This window comes from Shewanella sp. Isolate13, from assembly GCF_022398325.1.
In the GTDB taxonomy this organism is placed as follows: Bacteria; Pseudomonadota; Gammaproteobacteria; order Enterobacterales; family Shewanellaceae; genus Shewanella.
This window is the reverse complement of the sequence record NZ_JAKEVD010000010.1, coordinates 1-20,639: the sequence shown is the minus strand read 5'-3', so window position 1 is coordinate 20,639 and position 20,639 is coordinate 1. Positions and strand designations below refer to the sequence as shown.

Here is a 20,639-nt window from a genome sequence, read left to right as displayed (position 1 = left end):
CAAAATGAGCAATGATTTTCAGTTTCTTGAAGTTGGCCGTAAAGACCCGACTAAACACGCCGCCAAGCAACGAGCGACGCAGTTTATTGAGATCTATCAGCCTTTTGCACAACCTCAGGTGAGTGAGCAGGCCGATCGCTGTTTGGACTGTGGTAATCCCTATTGTGAATGGAAGTGTCCACTGCATAACTACATCCCTAATTGGCTTAAACTGGCCAAACAGGGCCGTATAATGGAAGCGGCAGATTTAGTGCATGAAACCAATACCCTGCCAGAGATCTGTGGTCGCGTTTGCCCACAAGACAGATTGTGTGAAGGTGCCTGTACCCTCAACGATGAGTTTGGTGCGGTAACCATAGGTAATGTCGAAAAATACATTACCGATACCGCCATCTCACAGGGCTGGCGTCCAGATATGTCTAAAGTAACTTCCCGTAAAGAGCGCGTCGCTATTGTTGGCGCAGGGCCTGCGGGGCTCGGCTGCGCCGATATCTTAGCCCGCAACGGCGTCAAAGCCGTAGTCTATGACAAAAACCCACAGATAGGTGGCCTGCTCACCTACGGTATTCCCTCATTTAAACTCGATAAAGAGGTGATGCAAGTTCGCCGTACCGTGCTAGAAGGCATGGGGATTGAGTTTAAGCTTGGGGTTACCGTTGGCAAGGATATCGATTTTAAAGAGTTAATCGAGCAGTATGATGCCGTATTCCTCGGCATGGGCACCTATACCGCGATGAAGGCTAACCTTCCCGGCGAAGATGCGCAGGGAGTTCATCAGGCACTGCCCTACCTTATAGGTAACACCCATAACGTAATGGGCACCGAGTGCCTTGATAACCCTTACCTCAGCCTTAAAGGAAAGCGTGTTGTGGTCCTCGGCGGGGGGGATACCGCCATGGACTGCGTGCGTACCGCGGTGCGTCAAGGCGCGACTCAAGTGACCTGCGCCTATCGCCGCGATGAGGAGAATATGCCGGGCTCACGCCGAGAGGTGCAAAATGCCCGTGAAGAGGGAGTCGAGTTTCTGTTTAACCGCCAACCAACGGCAATCAAAACTATCGGTGGTAAGGTAGTGGGCATCGAGTGTATCGAGACTCAATTAGGTGAAGCCGACGAAAGCGGCCGCCGTCGCCCTGAGCCGATAGCGGGTAGCGAACAAGTACTTGACACCGATGCGCTTATCATCGCCTTTGGTTTCCAACCCAGTCCTGCAAATTGGTTAGCAGATCACAATATAGAGCTCAATGAATGGGGCTTAGTGAAAGCGCCAAAGCTGGCCGACAATCCCTTTCAAACCAGTAACCCTAAGGTGTTTGCTGGCGGCGATATGGTGCGCGGTTCAGACCTTGTGGTTACTGCCATTGCAGAAGGCCGTGTTGCGGCCATGGGCATTTTGAATTACTTCGAAGACTAATATTTTAAGAACGCTTTAACAGCTGTTTTTAAAGACGTTTTTAAAAGAGATTTATAGAAAGTTTGCTTGTGATTGTGCGCTCCCAATGGAGCGCTTTTTTTGGCAGTGATATTGTTGGTTCTTCTCCTTTTATACCAATTCCACTCCCCAACCACCGACTCCCCGCCACAACCAAAGCTTAATATCAGCCCTTTAAAAGGCGAATAGCAGCTAATATCGTTAACCGCCGTCCTGCACTCTCAGGAACTTAAACTAAGTCATTTTGATAAAGATTACAGCTAAAACTAATTTTCACCCCAAATTTTTTTACGGCTCACTTAACCGCCCTGAACAAAATTAAAGCAGAGCTTTTACCCTTAAATAAACAACAACTTGCAAGCAGCCCACACCTGCCACGATTTGCAAAATCAAAACCACGACACGCATCACACTTTTAGATAAAGGTTGATCGTTATAGCTCTAACCATTAGAGTTGTTATTAATTGAACGCTCAATCAACAATAAATAAAACAAAATAATAATAAAAATAACACCAAAAATAACATTCAATCTCTGTACTCAGGAATTTGCTCTTTATGCCGCGCCCGCCAATGAAAACCGTTCGACAGCAACAACTCATCGAAGCCACTCTTGTTTCTGTTGAGCGCCACGGTTTACACAACACCACCATCAATACCATTAGCGGTTTAGCCGGTTTATCATCAGGGCTCATCAGTCATTACTTCGGTGGCAAACAAGGCCTCATTGAAGCAACGCAAAAATACCTATTAGAACAACTTAAACAAGCATTACTCAGCCGCACCTCAGGTAAGACGATGCTTCCGTTAGAAAGGCTACATGCCATTGTAGAAGCCAACTTTACTGAGCTACAACGCTCGAGGCCCGCAACAAAAACCTGGTTAAGCTTTTGGTCACAAGCCATGCATGAGCAAGGCCTTGCCAGACTCCAGCACATCAATAGCCAACGTTTATATAGCAACCTTCTGTTCTCTTTCAAAAAACTACTTCCGCATTCTCAAGCCATTATCGCAGCCAAGCAGACCGCAGCGATGATCGATGGTTTCTGGCTGCGCAGTGCCTTAAGCCCTGCACCAGAGAAAGAGTTCCAGCAGGCTCAAATTCTATCTAAAGCCTTTATCGAGGCAGTGATCATGCAGTACGGAGAAACCCGATGTCACTAGTCGTTTACCCCAATTATATCCACGGCAAAGCCCTCAGAAATACCACAGGTGAAACCTTCGAAGTTATCAATCCAGCCAATGGAGAAGTGAGCTATTTAGTCGAAGTCGCCGATGAAAAAATTCAACAAGCCGCCATCGAGAGTGCTAAAGCCGGTTTTGCAACTTGGTCGAAGATGACCGCGATGGAGCGAAGCCGCATTCTACTTAAAGCCGTGGCTCTGCTGCGTGAGCGCAACGATGAGCTGGCAGCCATCGAAGTACAAGACACGGGTAAGCCTTGGCAGGAAGCCTCAGTGGTCGATGTTGTCACAGGCGCAGACTCAATCGAGTTTTTCGCAGGCCTTGCGCCAAGTATCGAAGGCAACCAACAAACCGTGGGCGATGACTTTTACTATACCCGCCGTGAACCTTTGGGGATCTGCGCCGGCATTGGCGCCTGGAACTATCCGTTACAGATCGCTTGCTGGAAATCAGCTCCGGCTCTGGCTTGCGGTAATGTGATGATCTTCAAGCCATCGGAAGAGACGCCCTTAGGCGCAGTAAAGCTGGCTGAGATCTTTACCGAAGCGGGTCTGCCAGACGGTGTGTTTAACGTCGTTCAAGGAGATGGTCGAGTCGGCGCTTGGCTAACCAATAATGATGAGATTGCTAAAGTCTCGTTCACCGGCGAAGTCGGTACAGGCAAGAAAGTGATGGCCGCGGCGGCAGGTTCGCTCAAAGAGGTCACCATGGAGCTAGGCGGCAAATCTCCGTTAATCATCTTCGATGACGCCGATATCGATAACGCGATCTCGGCGGCTATGTTGGGCAACTTCTACACCCAGGGTGAGATCTGCACTAACGGTACTCGGGTATTTGTGCAACAAGCTATCTATCCGCAATTTATCGAAAAACTAGTGAGCCGCACTCAAAACAATATCGTCTGCGGCGACCCTATGGATCCTGAAACAAATTTTGGCGCGCTGATCTCTAAGGCTCACCAAGACAAGGTGCTGAGCTATATCGAGATAGGTAAGAAAGAAGGCGCCGAACTACTCATTGGTGGTCATGCCCTAAAGCCCGAAAATAGCCCAAATGGTTACTTCGTCGCGCCAACCGTCTTTGGCAACTGCGTTGACGAGATGACACTGAGCAAAGAGGAGATCTTTGGCCCTGTGATGTCGGTATTGCCCTTTAGTGATGAAGAGGAAGTCATTCGCCGCGCCAACGATACTCGCTTAGGTCTAGCAGCTGGCGTATTTACCCAAGACATCAGCCGCGCGCACCGAGTTATTCATCAGATGCAGGCCGGTATTTGCTGGATCAACGCCTATGGCGCCTCACCTGCAGAAATGCCGGTTGGTGGCTACAAGATGTCTGGCATTGGCCGAGAAAACGGCTCTGAGACCCTAAAAGCTTATACCCAAATCAAAGCCGTATACGTAGGTATGCAGCCGCTTGAAAGTCCATTTTAAGGAGCTGACATGACCACAACTCATCCTCAATACGACTATATTATCGTTGGTGCTGGTAGCGCAGGCTGCGTGCTAGCTAACCGTTTATCGGCCGACTCGAATAATCGGGTGTTACTGCTTGAAACAGGTGGCAGCGACAGAAGCATCTTTATTCAGATGCCCACTGCACTCTCGATCCCCATGAATACTAAGAAGTACGCTTGGCAATTTGAAACCGAAGCCGAGCCTTACCTCGATAACCGCCGTATGCACTGCCCACGAGGCAAGGTGTTAGGCGGCTCATCATCGATTAACGGCATGGTGTATGTACGTGGCCATGCTCGTGATTTCGATGAGTGGCAAGAGCACGGAGCAAAGAACTGGGATTACGCCCACTGTCTGCCCTACTTCAAGAAAGCCGAAGACTGGGCATTTGGCGAAGATGATTATCGCTCAGTTGACGGCCCGCTTGGCGTCAACAACGGCAACCAGATGAAAAACCCGCTGTATAAGGCATTTGTTGCCGCTGGCGTCGATGCTGGCTACTTAGCCACTGACGACTATAACGGTGCCCAGCAAGAGGGGTTTGGCCCGATGCACATGACGGTTAAGAATGGCGTGCGCTGGTCTACGGCTAACGCCTACCTAAGACCAGCCATGAAACGTGACAACTTAACCGTTATCACTCACGCTCAAGTGCACAAGGTGTTGTTTTCAACCAAGCAAGGTGAAGCTAACAAAGCCGTAGGTGTGCACTTTGAGCGTAAAGGTAAGATATTAGAGGTTAATGCCAACAAAGAGGTGGTGTTATCGGCAGGCTCGATTGGCTCGCCGCATATTCTGCAGCTCTCCGGTGTTGGCGCAGCGGATACCCTGGCCAAGGCTGGCATCGAGCAAATACATGAACTGCCTGGCGTGGGGGAGAACCTACAAGATCACCTCGAGTTTTACTTCCAGTTTAAGTGTCTCAAGCCTATTTCTCTTAACGGCAAACTAGACCCGCTGAATAAACTATTCATAGGTACTCGCTGGATCTTAAACAAATCAGGCCTAGGCGCGACCAATCACTTCGAATCTTGCGGCTTTATTCGCTCAAAGGCTGGGCTAGAATGGCCTGATCTGCAATACCACTTCTTACCAGCAGCAATGCGTTATGACGGCAAAGAGGCCTTTGCAGGCCATGGTTTCCAGGTACATATCGGCCATAACAAGCCTAAGAGTCGCGGCAGTGTCAAAGTGGTCTCTAATGATCCTAAGCAGGCACCTAGCATTCTATTTAACTACCTGTCTCATCAGGACGATATCGAAGGTTTCCGTGCCTGTGTTCGCTTAACACGAGAGATAATCAATCAGCCCGCGCTAGATGAATTCCGCGGCGAAGAGATCCAGCCCGGCATAGCAGTACAGACCGATGACCAGATTGATAGTTTCGTAAGAAGCGCGGTTGAGAGTGCTTACCACCCCTCTTGCACCTGCAAGATGGGAGAAGATGGGATGGCCGTAGTGGACTCAGAAACGCGAGTACATGGGATACAGGGACTTAGGGTGGTCGACTCCTCTATTTTCCCGACCATTCCAAACGGTAACCTTAACTCGCCAACCATCATGTTGGCCGAGCGTGCAGCCGACTTAATTTTAGGCCATACGCCACTCGCGCCAAGTGCAGCCGAAGTGGTTGTGAGTCAGGATTGGCAACAGCAACAAAGGCAACGACCACCAGCAAGATAATCGCTTCGGCTTAGCTCATGTTCTCGCGCAGCGCTGACACTGAGACTGAAACTAAGAGCATGGACTAAGCCTAGCCCACCACAAACGAGATGAAGATGTTCGGCAATCCTTCTGCCGCCTCTTCAAACTGTTTACGTATAGGCTCTGCCAGCCTAAGCCATTACGGCTAAATGGCATTAATCGCCACGTTTAATTTATCAAACCTTAGCTGATGTGAAAACGGCAATTAAGGCTTGAGGGATTTTTGCGGCCAAAATTTGGCTAAAAGCGGGCATAACGATAATAAAAACAAGGACTAAACCATGTTTAATAATGATAAGTCAGGAGTTCAATAATGACTACCTGGCTAACTATAGGGATATTATTTACTTTCGCCGCCATTGCCTTCGTGATCTATCGCTGGGGTAACGTCAAGTGTATCGGTGTCACGCCGGTGCGCACCTTTACCTTTATCGCCATCCTGTTTACCTCGGGTCTGGATGTTGGCTTAATCATGTTCCCGCTAACGGAGTTCGGAGGCTACGCAGACTTAAGCGCAAGCCCTGAGTATGGCTTTACCAATCCGTTGGCAATTGAGTTTGGCTTCTGGGCATTTTTAATCTGGGCATTTTACTTCTTAACTTGCTTCTATTTTTGTGTCATCGAGCCAAGAGTGAAGTTCTTCGAGATCCCAGTGATCAAGTTTATTAATAACTTAGTGATTATCGGTACCTGTGCCTTTACCGCTTACCTGCTATTGACCAACTTACCTTGGTACCTGCCAGAGATGGGTGATGGCGAGTCAGTAGTAAGCAGCTTCTATCTGATGGTATTCGTGATTATCGCGGCTGCAGTCTACTCCAGTACTAGCATACGTTATGTGCGTATTCTTAGCTTAGCCAGCACTTGGTTATTCTTAGGTCTTATCGTGTTGATGTGGGCTGGTGCATTTATGTCAAAAGAGTCGGCTGTGGGCGAGTTTGTTAACACCTTCGCCTTGATTGGCGACTACTTTGGCAATATTCACCACTTCGTCCTACCAATGAACGATTACCACGAATTCTACCTCTTCTGGTGGTTTGCTTGGAGCATCATGATTGGTCAGTTCACCTCTCGTTTTGTCGGCGGCATGAAAACCTATCAAGTACTGATTGCCATGATGGTGTTCCCATCACTGCCAATCGCCGTCTGGTTCACCGTGCTTTACTACTACAGCGCCAATGAGATCGCCACGACTGGCTTCTACAATCTTGCCATGGTGTTTGTGGGGATCACCTTCGTAGTCAACTCGCTCGACTCGTTAATTCGCCTGTACACCGACAATCTAAACCTGACTGTTGAGCGCTTCGGTAAGACTAAATACATCATAGGCAATCTCGCCTTGATGAGCGGCCTCACCCTGTTATTCCAACTTAACTTCTTGGAGATCCAGTGGGTTGGCGCACTGGCTATTGGCCTAATCTTAGGCTGCTTTGGCTACATTTTAGCGACGAAATACAAGAAGGTGGCGGCGATTGAGCGCTCACCAACAGAAAACAAAATCGACTTTAGCAAAATTGAATTAGCTAACTAAAAAGAAAAAGGGAAATGATGAAAACAACAATTAAAAATCTTGCGCTACTGAGTCTAATCGCATTGCCAACAACGACAATGGCTAACGTGAGCTCAACCGTGACTGCAACCTCTGATTATACCTTTAACGGTGTGAGCCAAACAGATAACGGTCCTGCGCTGCAGGCAAGCCTAGATTACGCCGCCGATGCTGGTTGGTATGTGGGTACTTGGGCATCAAACGTGGATTACGGCTCAGGTGATGACACTTGGTTAGAGCTGGATTTTTACGGCGGTATCTTCTACCAGCTAAGCGAAAGCGTGTCAGTAGATGCCGGTATCGCTTACTACACTTATCATGGTGATTCGTTCTCAGACGAATATCAGTACCCAGAGGTGTACACTAAATTTGGTTACGGTTCACCTGTTGGCCAAACAGAGCTCAACTTCTGGTACACCTGGGATTACTTCGGTGTAGATGCGGGTCATTACATCTTAATGGCAGCGCACACATTTACCATCACCGAGGGGCATGAAATCCGTATCAGCTTTGACCGTTCGACTTCTACCGATGAGAACAAATGGTCTTGGGATGGCGACAAAGCCTATAACCATTATCGCGCAGAATACATGACAAGCTGGAAAGGCTTTGACTTTAACCTAGCCGTTGAAGATACCAGCATGGACATAGATACCGCTGACACTCGCGCTGTACTATCGGTAGCAAGAACCTTTAACTTCTAAAGTACTTCTTATACCTCTAGTACCTAGCGCCGCCAAGTCGCAAGTGCAAGCTTGCGCCTTATATAAATTGTGCGGTATAACGCTCAAGCGTTGTACCGCACTTTTGTAAGCGCAGGCCATCACCACACAGATATTAGCTCACAGCTCAAGAGCATCGGCAAAAGCCTTTTGGCTAAGGACAACAGATGGAAAAATATGAACAGCTATTGATTTCACTGCGCCGAGTGATCCGAGCTATCGACATCCATTCTCGCCAGCTCAACAAGCAGTCAGGCCTTACTGGACCGCAGTTGATGGTAATGCACAGTATCGAGCAACTTGAGTCACCGCTGGCAAAAGAGGTCGCCAAAGAAGTTGCCTTAAGCCCCGCCACTGTTACTACCATTATCGACAGGCTAGAGAGTCGCGAGTTAGTCATAAGAACCCGCAGCGAAACCGATAAGCGTAAGGTACACCTATCATTGAGTGAAAATGGCCAAGCCCTGCTCAGTGATTCTCCTAAGCCACTGCAAGAACACTTTATCACCCGCTATCAAAATCTTGAACAGTGGGAGCAGAGCCAACTGTTATCGTCAGTTGAGCGCATCGCTGCCATGATGGACGCCGAAGAGCTCGATGCCGCGCCAGTACTCTTGGTAGGACAAATTCAAGCCGATTAAGTGTTGTATCTTTAAAGTTGCTTACTCATAAAGCTGCTGTAGGGATCCTGCTGGTAATCAGCAAATGGTTCACTCTCTTTAAAGCCAAACTGCTCATAGAGTTTACGGGCTGGAATAAAGGCTTTCATAGAGCCAGTCTCAAGGCTAAGCCTCTGATAACCCCGTGATCTTGCCTCAGCAATGATGTGGGCTAATAGTTGTTGGGCAACGCCTTGACGTAAAAAGTCAGTGGATGTGCGCATCGACTTAATTTCACCGTGGGTACTATCTAACTGCTTTAGCGCACCGCAGCCAGCAAGTTCATCTTCGCTCCATAGGCTCCAGAAGGTAACATGGTCAGCCTCCAGCCCAGACACATCGAGCGCATGCACACTCTCTAGCGGCGAATGGCTGCACATATCTTCATGGTGTTCTTTTAATAGCGCCAGCACCTTGTCGTCACGGATTAAGCCTAGTTTGATTTGCATTTTTCTCTCGATCTCAATCTAACTTTCATACTCGCCATGGAGGATTCAATCGGTTCTCGCCCGCCCAATAGAGCTTAATCTTGTTGCCCGATGGGTCGTGCAGTATCGCCTCACGCCAAAGGTAGGCATGATCCGTCGGTTCTTGGTCAAACTCAATGCCCGCTTGTTTCAGCGAACTCACCCACTCATCGAGCTTCTCATGTTCAAAATAGATGATGGCGCCGCAACCTTTTCCAACAGTCTTGCCAGCCTCATCCTCTAGAGAGAGCGAAAAAGTGGCATCTCCAACGGGGCATTCGAAGCGCGCATAGTGCGGCGTATCGACTATCAGTATAAAGCCTAAGGTTAAATAGAACTGTACCGCTTGGGGCATATCGCATACGGGCAAAGTCACTTGATTTAGATTCACGCAACCTCCTTGTAATCGAATTGAAAAATCATTTTAGTCTTTTGATTTTTTTTACTCAAAAAGATGATTCAGGTGTTAACAACATCAGATCTTAGCAAAGAGAATACTTTTAAGTCGTGGTAAGCACCTTTCCAATAACCATGCTCTCTTAAAATACCGTCACACTTAAAACCTAGCTTTTTCAATACAGTTTCCGAACCATGGTTACCCATCATGGTATAAGCTTCGATCTTATTGACATGTTTAGGGCACTGCTCAGAAAATGAAAATTCGATAAGTTTAGCGATCGCCTCGGTTGCATAGCCCTTGCCCCAATACGCTTTAAAGAACTCATATCCAATAACGGCAACGTGGTTACTGCATTCAAAGCGATTAATTCCACATCCCCCCAGAAGCTTATGGGTGATTTTATCGCGAATCGCCCATCGAATCCCCTCACATTGCTCATAGCGCTTAGCATCATTATTGATTAACTCGATCGCTTGTGCTTCATGACTAAAATCTAAATCATAAAACTGGATCACTTCGGGGTCTGAAAACATCTCGAAAAGCAGTTTTGAATCAGCTAGCACTTGCTGGTTTAACACTAGCCTTTCGGTCTCTAATTGGGGAAATGCTGACATATTTCGCTAAATTCCTTTTTCCAAGCAAGATGGAAATGATTAACTACGATGAACCTTATTAACCTACCACTGTGATCAAAGTGAAACAATCTAGACGCTATCTCTCATCTTAACTCTATGGCTTTTTCACTAACGCTAAGCACCGTGGTATATTAGCGCCCATATTCATTCAGGTAGTTAAAAAGGTCATTAAATGAAAATCGGTATTATTGGCGCTATGGAGCCAGAAGTTGCGCATTTAGTTGAGTCGATGGAAAACCCAAGCTCTACAACCATCGCCGGTATCGAGTTTGTTGCAGGTCAACTTGCGGGTAAAGAGGTTATTGTCACTCGCTCTGGTATTGGTAAAGTGACTGCTAGTATTGCAACTACGCTACTTATCGAAAAGTATGCGCCTGATGCGATTATCAACACAGGCTCTGCTGGCGGTTTTGCCGATGAGCTAGCCATTGGCGATATCGTAATTTCATCTGAAGTACGTCACCACGATGTAGACGTGACAGCTTTCGGTTATGAGATTGGTCAGATGGCGCAGCAACCAGCGGCATTTATCCCAGATGCCAAGCTTGTGAACGCTGCGCAAAAAGCGGTTGCAAGCCTAGGCGAAGTGAAAGCGATTGAAGGCCTAATCTGTACTGGCGATAGCTTTATTTGCGATCCAGTTCGTACCAAAACCATGCTAGAAAACTTCCCAACCATGGCTGCTTGTGAGATGGAAGGCGCGGCAATCGCTCAGGTTTGTCACCAATTTGGTGTACCGTTTGTGGTTATCCGTTCATTGTCTGACAATGCTAACAACGACTCACCGGTAGACTTTGACGAGTACATTGTAAAAGCAGGCCACCACTCTGCATTGATGGTTATCGCTCTGCTTAAGCAGCTTTAAGCGAAAGAGTGTTAAGTTAAGCTGCTTTTAATTAAAGCAACACAAGGATAGCGCGGCAATATGGTTCCAGAGTTTACTAAAATCTTTTCCCAAGATAGTCAGCTTTACACTGGAGCCTTAGTGTTATTGGTGTCCATTCTATTGGCACGGATCGCCCCACTGCCGCGTAGCCTACAGCCGCTTGAGTGGTTATCTCAAGTGGCTAAAAACCTAAGTGCAAAAGTGAATCGTGCTAACCGTGCGCCCTCACAGCAGCTAATCGCTGGTACCCTTGCCATGTTACTGCTAATCATCCCCTTTGGGGCGGTGATAAGCCTCTTGATTGAACTGGCCGAATTCCCTTGGTTCTTCGAAACCATCGTTATCTACCTTTGCTTGCAAGACGATCATTTCAGGTCTATCGCCAATGAAGTCGTCATCGCCATCAAACGGGATAATAAACTCAGGGCTCGCAGTTTGTTGGCGTCTTGGTTAACTCGCAGTACGGTATCGCTTTCAAACGTGGGCTTGTGTAAGGCCGCCATTGAAAGACTATCGACTACCTCAATTTACGGCACCGTGTCTGCCATTGTTTTTTTTATTATTGGCGGCGTCCCCTTACTAATCATCGCTAGGATGAGCAAACAACTTGAATCTTGCTGGCCAGTATATAATCCGCATTACCGCTATTTTGGTATGCCAGTGTATTTACTCTCTACCTTAATGCACTATATTCCAGCAAAACTCTGGAGTTTTAGTCTCGCCATTCAAGGGGGGCCAAAGAGCCTTATAAGACTGTTTGTGCCTAAGGTTAACGCAACACCACTGAATGAGTATCAAACCTGCGAGGTTGTCGCCTGTGCGTTAGCGATCGAGCTTGGTGGCCCGGTGAAGTTCAAAGAGGAAAGAGTCGATATGCCTAAGGTCTCTTATGGCCAACTCCCCGATGAGAACGATTTATTGAGAGCGGTTAAACTTAACTCTGTAGCCTTCAGCTTATGGGCGCTTGCTATCGTTATCTTGCCGAGTATTTGGGGGCTGCTGCGAGTAATGCAAGGTTAGCGCAGCCAAGTGCTGCTAATACCTTGAGTTTTGTTTGATAACCTCCTTTATGCGCTACTTATTTACCCAGTAGATTGTAATCATCTTGTATAAATTATTGGCATTGGTATGATTCCTAAATTCGTATATTGACTCGTTTAGGGCTGATTCCATTGTTCGAAAATATTCATGTCTCACTAACAACGCCTGCACTACTCTTTCCTGCAATCTCTTTGCTGTTGTTGGCTTATACCAATCGCTTCTTTGCCTTAGCGGCACTTATTCGTAATTTGAGTAATGCTGGAAAGCCAATCAACAATAGTCAATTGAAAAACCTCCGCCGAAGAATAACCATCATTAGACGTATGCAGGAGTCAGGCGCTTTAAGCTTTGCTTTGTGCGTGTTATGCATGATTTTTATCTACATCGGCTTTAATAAGGTGGGCGCTTTTATCTTTGGCTGCAGCCTATTCTTACTGCTTTATTCACTACTGCTTTCTGTTATCGAAATTCGTATTTCGGTGGATGCCCTCAACATTCACCTTAAAGAGATGGATAGATGATCGATTGGATCTATTTCTTCGATCTGTGCGGCACTGCAGTCTTTGCACTTTCAGGCGCGTTAGCGGCGGGCAGACATAGGATGGATCCGTTTGGGGTATTGGTGCTGGCTTCGGTAACCGCCATTGGTGGCGGCAGTATTCGAGATGCATTACTCGGCACGACGCCGGTATTTTGGATTCAAGACCCCAATTACATCACGGTAATTTTAGTTACCGTTATACTGACCTTTATTTTTGTCCGTAAACCTAAGCGAGTACCACGCTACATCTTGCCTGTTGCCGATGCCTTAGGTTTAGCACTCTTTACTGTTATTGGGGTAGAAAAAGCGTTAAATTTAGAACTCAGTGGCATGACCGCCGTTGTAATGGGCTTAATCACTGGTGTGGGCGGTGGTATTATTCGAGACTTACTCTGTCAGCAGGTACCTATGGTGCTGCGCACTGAGATCTACGCGACGGCATCGATAGTGGGTGGGATCAGTTACACCATAAGCCTACATTGGGGAGCGGCCGAGATGTTTGCCTTATTATTTGCAATGGGTACCGCACTCGTGATTAGATTAGCCGCTATTCGTTGGCACCTGTCATTACCTGCTTTTGATTTAAAGACACCACAATAATGAGATTAGCTTTATTTAGTTTTGTATTTGTATTCTTTAGCTTTCCGGCGTTCGCCAATATCGGTGATATGCCCAAAGAGCAGCAGCTGGCGATTAAATATATTCAAGCGCTAACTCATCAAGACTACACTAGCCTAAGTGCTTTTTATAATCGTGACAGCGTGTTTAACGACAGAACAGCAGGACGAAAATACACTGGCAGACGGCATATTTTACAATTTTTAAAGCGTGCTCATCGCGGCGTACTCGAGTACAACTTTAATATCGAGCATATGTTTAACTCTGGCTCCTTAGTCGTGCTTATCGGTAACTACCGTTATAAAGGACCTGGCGAGTTATTTGGTAAACCAGGGCGCATCATTGACATCGCGATTCCTGGTGTGACGACACTACGCTTAGACATGACCCATCAGAGGGTTAAAGAGCATCAAGATCTGATGGATTACCAAACCATGGCCGACCAACTCGCCGTGCAGTAAATCCTACTCTATAACCATTCAATTTGGTGGACTACTACGTTTCCCTGCAACCAGTAGTCCTAATAAGCATTCACTTTTCCCACCGACTCAGATCACAAAATCCTGCGACTACAGGAAACTTTTTGCCGCTTGCGTGTCAAACTATTAAGTACCTTATCTGTGGTAGGTTGTTATGGGTTTTACAAACGCGATTCGCTCACTGATTATCTTATCAATGCTCATTTGTGGTGCCGCTACGGCCATTGAGCAACCGATCGTGGTCTCTTTTGCCGATCAACCCATCCTTAAGTTCAATCAAAAACTCGAACTCGCCCAGCAACAAAAGCGCAGTTGGAGCAAACAGCCAGAATCTATCTCAGCCCACTATGCAGGCAGCAATTTTCAACTGGCTAAAGTTAAACAGTACCAAGGAAAAGTGGTGACCTATAATGTCAGTGGCGCGAGTGCTGAACACCCTAAGATGCTATTGATTCTTTCAATGGAGAAGCAGAAAAATCGCTGGAAGTTAGATGCGGCACGATTAACTTGGCAATGTAAAAACGGCCTGCACTTTGGTACAGACCGTTGTTCGAATAATCACTAGCCAATTTTCGCTCTAGTGATTAGCGCTTAAATTCGACGAGTTAAGCCAAGATTTAATCGGCTTAGACTAGCGTGATCTTAGCAAACTTGCGCTTGCCCACTTGGAATACCGCAGAGGTACCAGCAGTCAACTGTAGGCGAGTATCTTCAATCTTATCGCCATCAATCTTAGCCGCGCCCTGCTTAATCATACGCATCGCATCAGAGGTAGAGTTTACCAGACCCGCTTCTTTTAGTAGGTTAGCAATCGCAATACCTTCACCTGCAGCAATCTCTATCTCTTCAATATCGCTAGGGATCGCGCCTTTTTGGAAACGATTGATAAACTCTTGGTGTGCTGCCTCTGCCGCCGCTTCATCGTGGAAACGTGCGATGATCTCTTTCGCAAGCGCAATCTTCACATCACGTGGATTCGCCCCCGCTTCTACATCGGCCTTAAACTGCTCAATCTCTGTCAGAGGACGGAAAGAGAGTAGTTCGAAGTAACGCCACATCAAATCATCTGAAATTGACATGATCTTACCGAACATCTCACCAGCAGGCTCACTCACACCAATGTAGTTATGAGCAGACTTAGACATCTTCTTAACACCGTCTAGGCCTTCAAGCAGTGGCATCATGATTACTGTCTGTGGCTTCTGACCTGCAGATTTTTGCAGTTCACGACCCATAAGCAGGTTGAACTTCTGATCGGTACCACCTAGCTCAACGTCAGACTCCAGTGCAACCGAGTCGTAACCTTGTAGCAATGGATACATGAATTCATGAATAGCAATTGACTGACCCGAAGCGTAACGCTTCTTAAAGTCGTCTCGCTCCATCATACGCGCCACTGTTTGCTGTGAAGCAAGACGGATCATGCCCGCTGCGCCTAATGGCTCCAACCAGGTAGAATTAAACTCGATACGTGTCTTAGCTGGATCTAAGATCTTATAAACTTGCTGCTTATAAGTTTCAGCATTGGCAAGTACCTGCTCACGGGTCAATGGCGGGCGAGTGCTGTTCTTACCACTTGGGTCACCGACCATACCAGTGAAGTCACCAATCAAGAAGATCACTTCATGACCTAACTCTTGGAAGGTACGCATCTTGTTTAAAATAACCGTGTGGCCAAGATGAATATCAGGCGCGGTTGGGTCAGCGCCTAATTTAATTTTTAATGGGCGACCTTCTTTCAACTTCTCCAGCAGATCCGCTTCGAGTAATATCTCGTCGGTGCCACGTCTTATTTCTGCTAATGCTTGCTCTAAATCAGCCATATCGGCGGTTACTCCTGGGAGCCTAATCAAAAAAATATGGGCACTCATGTTACTTGTTAGCAAGCACAAATGAAAGTGTGTACACTAAAGGGATCACTAAGAAAGGGCTAATTTGGTATCAAGGTCAATGGGAAAGGTTATAACTTTATTTAAATTACTGCCAAAATTACATCAAATGCTCTTGTGCGGTTTAGTTTTTGTCACGTTAATTATTATCTTAATGCCGTCAGATGATGCGCAGGCATCCAAACAAACGCCATCAGCCAGCGGTGAATATGACGTTAATACCCGTTATGAGGTTCCACTCGCATTTAGAAGCCCTACTCCACCTGCAGCATCATTAAGCGAGTCAAGCCCATCGCAACGAACTCACCGTGAGCCCCTGAGCCAAAGCCGCGAGCCAAGCAAACAACAAGCCCTGACTCAGGCGACTGACAAGCCTGAAATACAAGAAGCGGCAGCGCCAAAATTAAAAGAGAAACACTTCCAAGTAAAAAGTGGTGACACCTTAGCCGCGTTATTTGAGCGCGCAGGGTTAACGGCTAAAGATGTTTACGATGTGACTCAGCTGCCTAAGGCCAAGAAGAACCTACTGAAAATCATGCCTGGCGATGATTTAGTCATCGCTAAGACTGAAGATGGCAACCTGGCTAAGCTTACCTATCACCTCGACAAGATCACCACCTTAATCGTTACTCATACAGACAGCGGTTATCACGAGCAGATCGTCACTAAGAAAGTAGAGGCGCGTACCAAGTTTGCTAGCGCCACGATTCAAAACAACTTCTGGAACGCCGGTGTCAATGCAGGACTGACACCAAACCAAATTATGCAACTTGCCACTATTTTTGGCTGGGATATCGACTTTGCCTTAGATCTACGTAAAGGCGATCAATTTGCGATGATATTTGAAGAGGAGTATGCCGATGGTGAGTTCCTAAAGAATGGTAACATTCTCGCCGCTGAGTTTACCAACCAAGGTGACCGCTACACGGCGGTAAGATACAAGGATGGTAACTACTATTCTGAAGAGGGACGCAGCATGCGTAAAGCCTTCCTGCGCTCTCCAGTCGACTTTAAATATGTTAGCTCAAGCTTTAACCCACGCAGACTTCACCCTGTTACCGGCCAAGTTAAGGCCCATCGCGGCGTAGACTATGTTGCGGCGGTAGGCACGCCGATCAAGGCTGCAGGTAATGGCCGAGTCATCAAGTCGAGTTACAATAAATACAATGGTAACTATGTGTTTATTAAACACAACGACACCTATACCACCAAGTATCTTCATCTGACTAAGCGTAAGGTAAAGACCGGACAATCGGTTAAGCAAGGGCAGATCATCGGTACCTTAGGTTCAACAGGCCGAGTAACGGGACCACACCTACACTATGAGTTCATCGTTAACGGCGTACACCGCAACCCTCGCACCATCAAGCTGCCAAAGTCTGAGCCTATCGCGAAAAAAGAAAAGGCCCAGTTTGCTACGCTTAGTAAAACCATGATGGCAGAGCTTGAACATAACAAACAGGTGCAACTTGCAGCGCAGTAATGCTGCAAAAGCTTCTGACTTTACTCGGTGCGATTGATAGGTTTAATGCCATGAATAACAGTTATTACGTAGGCTTGATGTCCGGCACTAGCATGGACGGTATCGATGCGGTATTGGTTAATTTTGAAGGCGATAAGCCAAGCCTTATAGCCTCTCATACCGAGGCGCTGCCAAAGGCGCTTTTGAGCAGTCTACAAAAGCTTTGTCTGCCAGGAAACGATGAGATAAACCGTCTCGGTCACTTAGACCGCGCCATGGGTAAGCTTTTCGCTAAAGCAGTCAATGCCCTGCTGGAAAAAGCTCGGATCGATAAATCACAAGTCATCGCCATCGGCAGCCACGGTCAAACCGTGCGCCATATGCCCAACCTTGAGATGGGCTTTACCCTGCAAATTGGCGATCCCAATACCATCGCCATCGAAACGGGTATCGATGTCGTTGCCGATTTTAGACGCAAAGATGTCGCTCTAGGTGGGCAAGGGGCACCACTGGTACCCGCCTTCCATCAGCATGTATTTGCCAGCCCAAACCACAAGCGCATCATTCTCAATATTGGTGGTATCGCCAATGTCACTTACCTGCCGGGAAACACCCAAGATGTCACCGGCTTTGATACCGGACCGGGTAATGGATTGAGCGATGCATGGATCCAGCATCAACTTGGGCAGCCGTTTGATAAAGATGGTGCCTGGGCTAAGTCGGGCACCACAGATCAAAAGATGTTGCAACACCTACTGTCTCACCCCTACTTTGCTCTTGCCGCCCCGAAGAGCACCGGCCGCGAGCTATTTAACCAAGCTTGGGCTGAGCAGCAGCTATCTGAATTCAGCCATTTAAGTGAAGCTGATATTCAATCGACTTTACTGGACTTAACCTGCTACAGCATCGCCAACGATGCGCTTAACTTATCTGAAAATGGCGAGCTTTATGTCTGTGGTGGCGGCGCCTATAACTGCGAATTGATGCACCGATTACGTAAACTCCTGCCAAACTATAAGGTAGTCACCACTTCAGAGCTTGGCATAGATCCCCAATGGGTCGAGGGTATCGCCTTTGCTTGGTTAGCGATGCGATACCATCAAGGCCTGCCGGGTAACTTGCCCGCTGTCACAGGTGCTTCTAGAGAAGCTGTGCTTGGCGCCTTCTTCCCAGCGGCTTAACCCTACGAGTAAGGGCTTCTAAGCAGCATAAGCTAATACAATAGCTTATGCTGCAGCTTAATCACATCACGTTTGTAGTTCTGCGAAAGAGTCATCAGCAGACTATTGCGACTCGCTACATAGCTCATGGCTCCTGAGCGAGGAATACTTCCCGATGGTAACTTTAAGATAGGCGTGATAAGCCCGGTGTTAAAACGCCAAAAGTTAATCAACTGAAATCCACTACGACTCGTTCTAAAGTAGATCCCTTTATCGGCCGCAACCCAGTTGTAGCCTTCACCAAAATGGTTAGCACTAATCAGCTCACTGGGCTGGGCTGGATTCGATAGCGACAACATCCACAACCCTCGCTTGCCGAGCTGAGTAAAGACTAACTTATCTTCGGCTATCATCTTACCCAAGCGCATATCGATAGGGCTAATGACCTTAGGTAAGCGATTATCGAGATAGAACTCTGTGATACCGTCTTTACTGCTGGCCAGCACCATCTCATCATTCCAGCCCCAACTTGGGCGGTTGTGATCGAGATAGGGGGTAGCAAGAATGCTGATATTAGAGGTTCTCATATCCAGCACATGGATCTTATTACCCTCATTTTTATCATCCGGCGCTAAGAAAGCGACCTTAGTACCATCATGGGACCAGCTCGGGTATGCTACTCGACGCTTAAGATCTGTATGTTGGCGTCTTTGATTACCATCGGCATCACTGGACCAGATCTCATTGAACCCCGTTTCATTGGACACATAGACGATACGCTGGGTAACCGAAGAGTAATCGGGATTTCGATAACTGTACTCAACCTGTAACAGTGGAAAAGTCGCAGTGGGGATTGACTGCTCCAGCGCAAACGATGCCACCTGATAGTCACGCATATAGTTGGAATACACCAGCTCATCGCTGTTAGGGATTGAACGAGGGTAACTCATGCCTTCCACCTCTAACGGCAAGATCTGCTTGTCGTCAATACCCACAATATAGCCGTTTCTAACCCCTGAATTTTCGGTACTAAAGATCAGCCTTTCACTGTCTTGATGCCAGCTAAGTCCGCGAATATCCTCTAAACCAAAGGTTAAACGTTGCTCCTGACCTGTTTGAGTATGCAATATAAAGATATCTTCAGAGATGTTACCGAAACGCCGAGCAACCGCGAGCCAGTTTCCATCGGGACTGAAGGCTATATCACGGTCACGATAGCTACAGTTTTCAGTACAAGATAAGCGTTTAGGCCCTTCCCCTTCGTTGCCCAGAGACAGCTCATACAACCCTGAGCCGAAACCTTCGCTAGCATCCCAAATATAAACTAAACGACTTGCATCGGGAGCGATATCGATAGCCGAGCTATAGGTGTAACACTCACCCAATTTAAGTGCTTCATTACTGTCTAAATTGAGTTTAGTCAGGTAACACTTATTCTCACTCCTATGTTCGGAGCCGTAATACAGTGCGCTACCGTCTGGGCTCCATACGGCTCTGATCTCAGCAGTCTTTGTCGAGGTGAGTCGCTTAGGGGTTTCTGCGGGGTTTTGCAGATCTTTAAGATAAAGGCTGGCATACCTGTTACTGCCACGACTGCCATAAACTAACCAGCGACCATCGGGAGACACCGCAGGGTAAAGCTCTGAACCCGCGGCGGTGGTCAAGTTCTGTTTGGTGGTGGGAACATAACGAATACTGTCTTGGTAGAGGTGATAGCCTAAAGCTGCAGTACTCACACAGGTAAATAATCCACCAGCTAAGATGAGCGTCCGATTAAGTCGAGTTAGCTGTTTGATTTTTTGCTGTGCTTGCTGAAATAGATCTGGCTCATCGACCAGATCTGCGTCATTAAACTCAGGCTCAAGCAGTAAACGGTAACCCATCTTACGCACGGTTTCGATAACTTGCTCTCCATCCGAGCCTTGATTAAGGTGCTTACGCAGGTGCCAGATAGCGTTCGTTAACGCCTTACTTCCCACATAGCGATTACCCTCCCAAATAGTGTCGATTAACTCCTCTCGAGTCACAACCTTTGGGTATTGCCGCGCAAGGTAACTTAATACTTCAATAAATTTAGGTTGAATGGAGACTTTGTTAGCAGGTTCGGTATTGGACGTTGCATCAGAAAAGTTAAGGCTATTGTCGCTAGGGTTGACCTCACACAGGCCTAATTTAAACGGCGCCTCTTTTCTTATCTCTACCATCTGAACCTCAATTTATCGTTATCTTTTTTAATTCCCTAGCATCAACAGATAGGTAATTCACATCTATTTCACATAGATAAAACTATTTACCCGCACACAAAACATACACTAAACCAATGAAAGTATAAACAATAGATATTAAATAGACAT

General features: G+C 47.1%; 20 protein-coding genes. 15 read left to right on the top strand and 5 right to left on the bottom strand.

The genetic code is table 11. From position 1 onward, the window contains the following. Positions 1-4 precede the first annotated feature (4 nt). The 7 genes from L1D44_RS08685 (at position 5) to L1D44_RS08655 (ending at position 8,689) form a co-directional block, all read left to right on the top strand. A complete protein-coding gene (locus L1D44_RS08685) occupies positions 5-1,414 on the top strand; it encodes an FAD-dependent oxidoreductase (protein ID WP_239889763.1) in 1,410 nt (469 codons plus the stop codon). A 575-nt stretch (positions 1,415-1,989) separates the two neighbouring features. Then, complete coding sequence (betI, locus tag L1D44_RS08680; protein WP_239889762.1) at positions 1,990-2,595, top strand: transcriptional regulator BetI; 606 nt, start codon at positions 1,990-1,992, stop codon at positions 2,593-2,595. Continuing rightward, on the top strand, positions 2,586-4,049 hold the full coding sequence (gene betB, locus L1D44_RS08675; protein ID WP_239889761.1) for a betaine-aldehyde dehydrogenase: 1,464 nt from the start codon (positions 2,586-2,588) through the stop codon (positions 4,047-4,049). Before betI ends, betB begins: the two co-directional genes overlap by 10 nt. A gap of 9 nt (positions 4,050-4,058) precedes the next feature. After that, the gene (gene betA, locus L1D44_RS08670; protein ID WP_239889760.1) at positions 4,059-5,756 is read left to right on the top strand and encodes a choline dehydrogenase; all 1,698 of its coding nucleotides are present in this window, start codon (positions 4,059-4,061) and stop codon (positions 5,754-5,756) included. A 334-nt stretch (positions 5,757-6,090) separates the two neighbouring features. Further along, on the top strand, positions 6,091-7,308 hold the full coding sequence (locus L1D44_RS08665) for a BCCT family transporter (RefSeq protein ID WP_239889759.1): 1,218 nt from the start codon (positions 6,091-6,093) through the stop codon (positions 7,306-7,308). A 17-nt stretch (positions 7,309-7,325) separates the two neighbouring features. Beyond that, on the top strand, positions 7,326-8,030 hold the full coding sequence (locus tag L1D44_RS08660; protein WP_239890071.1) for a TorF family putative porin: 705 nt from the start codon (positions 7,326-7,328) through the stop codon (positions 8,028-8,030). Positions 8,031-8,215: 185 nt separating this feature from the next. Further along, a complete protein-coding gene (locus tag L1D44_RS08655; protein WP_220768117.1) occupies positions 8,216-8,689 on the top strand; it encodes a MarR family transcriptional regulator in 474 nt (157 codons plus the stop codon). A gap of 11 nt (positions 8,690-8,700) precedes the next feature. On the opposite strand, the gene L1D44_RS08650 is transcribed toward L1D44_RS08655, so the two are convergent. The 3 genes from L1D44_RS08650 to L1D44_RS08640 all read right to left on the bottom strand — a co-directional run bounded on the left by L1D44_RS08650 (position 8,701) and on the right by L1D44_RS08640 (position 10,188). Further along, entirely contained in the window at positions 8,701-9,156 is a 456-nt protein-coding gene (locus tag L1D44_RS08650; RefSeq protein ID WP_239889758.1) for a GNAT family N-acetyltransferase, read from the bottom strand. Between the two features lie 25 nt (positions 9,157-9,181). Then, positions 9,182-9,565: a VOC family protein gene (locus L1D44_RS08645; protein WP_239889757.1), complete on the bottom strand. Its 384-nt coding sequence runs from the start codon at positions 9,563-9,565 to the stop codon at positions 9,182-9,184. A 68-nt stretch (positions 9,566-9,633) separates the two neighbouring features. Then, complete coding sequence (locus L1D44_RS08640) at positions 9,634-10,188, bottom strand: GNAT family protein (protein WP_239889756.1); 555 nt, start codon at positions 10,186-10,188, stop codon at positions 9,634-9,636. 193 nt (positions 10,189-10,381) lie between these two features. Between L1D44_RS08640 and mtnN the strand changes: the two genes are divergently transcribed. The 6 genes from mtnN (at position 10,382) to L1D44_RS08610 (ending at position 14,339) form a co-directional block, all read left to right on the top strand. Beyond that, positions 10,382-11,074 carry a 5'-methylthioadenosine/S-adenosylhomocysteine nucleosidase gene (mtnN, locus tag L1D44_RS08635; protein WP_239889755.1) on the top strand — a complete coding sequence of 231 codons (693 nt, stop codon included), beginning with the start codon at positions 10,382-10,384 and terminating at the stop codon, positions 11,072-11,074. Positions 11,075-11,134: 60 nt separating this feature from the next. Beyond that, positions 11,135-12,115, top strand: coding sequence for a cobalamin biosynthesis protein (locus L1D44_RS08630; RefSeq protein WP_239889754.1), 981 nt, complete (start codon positions 11,135-11,137; stop codon positions 12,113-12,115). A gap of 164 nt (positions 12,116-12,279) precedes the next feature. Then, positions 12,280-12,657: a DUF2721 domain-containing protein gene (locus L1D44_RS08625; protein ID WP_220768170.1), complete on the top strand. Its 378-nt coding sequence runs from the start codon at positions 12,280-12,282 to the stop codon at positions 12,655-12,657. After that, the gene (locus tag L1D44_RS08620) at positions 12,654-13,277 is read left to right on the top strand and encodes a trimeric intracellular cation channel family protein (protein WP_239889753.1); all 624 of its coding nucleotides are present in this window, start codon (positions 12,654-12,656) and stop codon (positions 13,275-13,277) included. The genes L1D44_RS08625 and L1D44_RS08620 overlap by 4 nt, the downstream gene beginning before the upstream one ends. Next, positions 13,277-13,756, top strand: a complete 480-nt coding sequence (locus L1D44_RS08615) for a nuclear transport factor 2 family protein (RefSeq protein WP_239889752.1) — start codon at positions 13,277-13,279, stop codon at positions 13,754-13,756. Before L1D44_RS08620 ends, L1D44_RS08615 begins: the two co-directional genes overlap by 1 nt. 172 nt (positions 13,757-13,928) lie before the next feature. Next, positions 13,929-14,339 carry a hypothetical protein gene (locus tag L1D44_RS08610; protein ID WP_239889751.1) on the top strand — a complete coding sequence of 137 codons (411 nt, stop codon included), beginning with the start codon at positions 13,929-13,931 and terminating at the stop codon, positions 14,337-14,339. Between the two features lie 61 nt (positions 14,340-14,400). On the opposite strand, the gene tyrS is transcribed toward L1D44_RS08610, so the two are convergent. Continuing rightward, positions 14,401-15,597 carry a tyrosine--tRNA ligase gene (gene tyrS, locus L1D44_RS08605; RefSeq protein WP_239889750.1) on the bottom strand — a complete coding sequence of 399 codons (1,197 nt, stop codon included), beginning with the start codon at positions 15,595-15,597 and terminating at the stop codon, positions 14,401-14,403. Positions 15,598-15,724: 127 nt separating this feature from the next. On the opposite strand from tyrS, the gene L1D44_RS08600 reads away from it, so the two are divergent. After that, positions 15,725-17,146 (top strand): peptidoglycan DD-metalloendopeptidase family protein, encoded by a 1,422-nt coding sequence (locus L1D44_RS08600; protein WP_239889749.1) that lies wholly within the window; start codon positions 15,725-15,727, stop codon positions 17,144-17,146. 50 nt (positions 17,147-17,196) lie between these two features. Next, positions 17,197-18,306, top strand: a complete 1,110-nt coding sequence (locus tag L1D44_RS08595) for an anhydro-N-acetylmuramic acid kinase (protein WP_239889748.1) — start codon at positions 17,197-17,199, stop codon at positions 18,304-18,306. A gap of 32 nt (positions 18,307-18,338) precedes the next feature. On the opposite strand, the gene L1D44_RS08590 is transcribed toward L1D44_RS08595, so the two are convergent. Then, positions 18,339-20,489, bottom strand: a complete 2,151-nt coding sequence (locus L1D44_RS08590; protein ID WP_239889747.1) for a winged helix-turn-helix domain-containing protein — start codon at positions 20,487-20,489, stop codon at positions 18,339-18,341. Positions 20,490-20,639 lie beyond the last annotated feature (150 nt).

Excerpts from the sequence above, each read along its gene's own strand:
- mtnN (WP_239889755.1), top strand. The coding sequence starts at position 10,382 with ATGAAAATCGGTATTATTGGCGCTATGGAGCCAGAAGTTGCGCATTTA.
- L1D44_RS08655 (WP_220768117.1), top strand. The coding sequence starts at position 8,216 with ATGGAAAAATATGAACAGCTATTGATTTCACTGCGCCGAGTGATCCGA.
- L1D44_RS08615 (WP_239889752.1), top strand. The coding sequence starts at position 13,277 with ATGAGATTAGCTTTATTTAGTTTTGTATTTGTATTCTTTAGCTTTCCG.
- L1D44_RS08590 (WP_239889747.1), bottom strand. The coding sequence starts at position 20,489 with ATGGTAGAGATAAGAAAAGAGGCGCCGTTTAAATTAGGCCTGTGTGAG.
- L1D44_RS08650 (WP_239889758.1), bottom strand. The coding sequence starts at position 9,156 with ATGCAAATCAAACTAGGCTTAATCCGTGACGACAAGGTGCTGGCGCTA.
- L1D44_RS08620 (WP_239889753.1), top strand. The coding sequence starts at position 12,654 with ATGATCGATTGGATCTATTTCTTCGATCTGTGCGGCACTGCAGTCTTT.
- L1D44_RS08595 (WP_239889748.1), top strand. The coding sequence starts at position 17,197 with ATGAATAACAGTTATTACGTAGGCTTGATGTCCGGCACTAGCATGGAC.
- L1D44_RS08640 (WP_239889756.1), bottom strand. The coding sequence starts at position 10,188 with ATGTCAGCATTTCCCCAATTAGAGACCGAAAGGCTAGTGTTAAACCAG.
- L1D44_RS08660 (WP_239890071.1), top strand. The coding sequence starts at position 7,326 with ATGAAAACAACAATTAAAAATCTTGCGCTACTGAGTCTAATCGCATTG.
- betA (WP_239889760.1), top strand. The coding sequence starts at position 4,059 with ATGACCACAACTCATCCTCAATACGACTATATTATCGTTGGTGCTGGT.
- L1D44_RS08665 (WP_239889759.1), top strand. The coding sequence starts at position 6,091 with ATGACTACCTGGCTAACTATAGGGATATTATTTACTTTCGCCGCCATT.
- L1D44_RS08610 (WP_239889751.1), top strand. The coding sequence starts at position 13,929 with ATGGGTTTTACAAACGCGATTCGCTCACTGATTATCTTATCAATGCTC.
- tyrS (WP_239889750.1), bottom strand. The coding sequence starts at position 15,597 with ATGGCTGATTTAGAGCAAGCATTAGCAGAAATAAGACGTGGCACCGAC.
- betB (WP_239889761.1), top strand. The coding sequence starts at position 2,586 with ATGTCACTAGTCGTTTACCCCAATTATATCCACGGCAAAGCCCTCAGA.
- betI (WP_239889762.1), top strand. The coding sequence starts at position 1,990 with ATGCCGCGCCCGCCAATGAAAACCGTTCGACAGCAACAACTCATCGAA.
- L1D44_RS08600 (WP_239889749.1), top strand. The coding sequence starts at position 15,725 with ATGGGAAAGGTTATAACTTTATTTAAATTACTGCCAAAATTACATCAA.
- L1D44_RS08630 (WP_239889754.1), top strand. The coding sequence starts at position 11,135 with ATGGTTCCAGAGTTTACTAAAATCTTTTCCCAAGATAGTCAGCTTTAC.
- L1D44_RS08685 (WP_239889763.1), top strand. The coding sequence starts at position 5 with ATGAGCAATGATTTTCAGTTTCTTGAAGTTGGCCGTAAAGACCCGACT.